This is a genomic window from Candidatus Magnetaquicoccus inordinatus (assembly GCF_004217665.1).
In the GTDB taxonomy this organism is placed as follows: domain Bacteria; phylum Pseudomonadota; class Magnetococcia; order Magnetococcales; family Magnetaquicoccaceae; genus Magnetaquicoccus; species Magnetaquicoccus inordinatus.
The window spans coordinates 1-1,573 of the sequence record NZ_RXIU01000406.1 but is presented as its reverse complement, the minus strand read 5'-3'; the positions used below and the strand labels follow the sequence as shown (position 1 = coordinate 1,573).

The following is a 1,573-nucleotide window of genomic DNA, read 5'->3' as shown; positions in this document are numbered from 1 at the left end:
CAGGAACCAGCCACTCAAAGGGGGCGGGAGTCAGTTGGTTGAGAAAAGGCAAGGGGATCAAGACACTGATTCCATCTTCACCCGCTCCGGGATTAAAATGATACTCCAAGGAAAGTTCCAGACCATGGATGCGCAAATGTCCTGGAAAGCTCTCTCCACTGATAAGATCTCCCTCCTGGCGCAACAACATCTGCCGGTCAAAATAGAGCAGGCGAGGCTTGCGTTTTTTTGCCTGCCAATACCATTGATGAAAAAGATGAGTGTTGTGTACCGAAGGGGGAATCTGCTGCTCATAAAAATCATAAAGCACCTGCTCTTCGACCAGCAAATCGCGACGGCGCGACCGATGTTCCAGCTCATGAATTTCCGCGATTAATCCCTGATTATGGGCAAAAAAGGGTGCCGAACTCTGCATCTGCCCCTCGACCAGTGCGCTCTGAATAAAGATCTCTCTGGCTTTTACGCCATCCAACGGCCCAAACTGAACCCGGCGTTGCGCAACCAAGGTCAAACCAAACAGCGTTACCCGTTCAAAAACCAAAACAGATCCCGATTTTTTTTCCCAATGCGGATCCTGATGATGTTTGCGACACAACGGACCCGCTACCGCTTCAATCCACTCAGGTTCCACTTTGGCGCATAAGCTGGCAAACAGACGACTGGTCTCCAGCAATTCGCCAGAGGCAATCCAGGTTGGTGATTTTTTGAACAGTGCCGAACCAGGGGAGATGCTGAAACGCTGTTGCTGCACCCCAATATAGTCATGGCTCTCACTCTTAAAGCCAATAAAGCCCAGGGTGCCGGAGAGGATTGCCTGATGGATCTCACGAAAGCTGGCTGGCACCTGGTTGCTGCGCATCTCTCGTTCTTCCAAGAGCCGGCTCAACTGCTCATGAATGGCCTGCCATTCGCGCACGCGCAGTGCGGAGAGAAAATTTTCTTTGAGAAATTTGCGAAATTGATTGTTGGAACCAGCTTCGGTACGGCCATTATCGATAAATTGCCAGAGATTCAACAAACCAACAAAATCGGAACTACTCTCCTGATGGCGTTTATGCAGTTGTTCGGCTTTGCCGCGCTGTTCGATTGGCCATTCACGGGGATCTGGCAGACTCATGGCAGCCACAATGATCAACATCTCTGCCAAACAGTTGTTGCGCTCTCCAGCCAGTAATATCCGTCCCAAACGTGGTTCAAGCGGCAGTTGCGCCAGTTCACTGCCCAATGCCGTCAGTTGGCCTCGTTCATCGATGGCTCCCAACTCCGCCAACAGGCGCATGCCATCGGCGATGGCGCCTCGACTCGGCGGATCCACAAAGGGAAAGCTCTCCACCTCTCCCAGGCGCAGATGTTTCATCTGCAAAATCACTGAGGCCAGGGAAACGCGCAAAATTTCTGGATCGGTAAAGGGCTCGCGCCGCAAAAAATCCTCTTGCGCATAAAGGCGAATGCAGACACCATCCGCCAGACGACCACAGCGTCCTTGTCGTTGTCGCGCCGAGGCCTGCGAAATTTTTTCCACCGGCAGCCGTCGGACTTGGGTGCGCCCACTGTGGCGGCTGATGCGTGCCAG

At 52.8% G+C, this 1,573-nt stretch carries 1 protein-coding gene; it reads right to left on the bottom strand.

The genetic code is table 11. The features are described from left to right. The coding region (hrpA, locus tag EJP87_RS16070; RefSeq protein ID WP_130472859.1) for an ATP-dependent RNA helicase HrpA at positions 1–1,573 on the bottom strand (1,573 nt) is incomplete at both ends.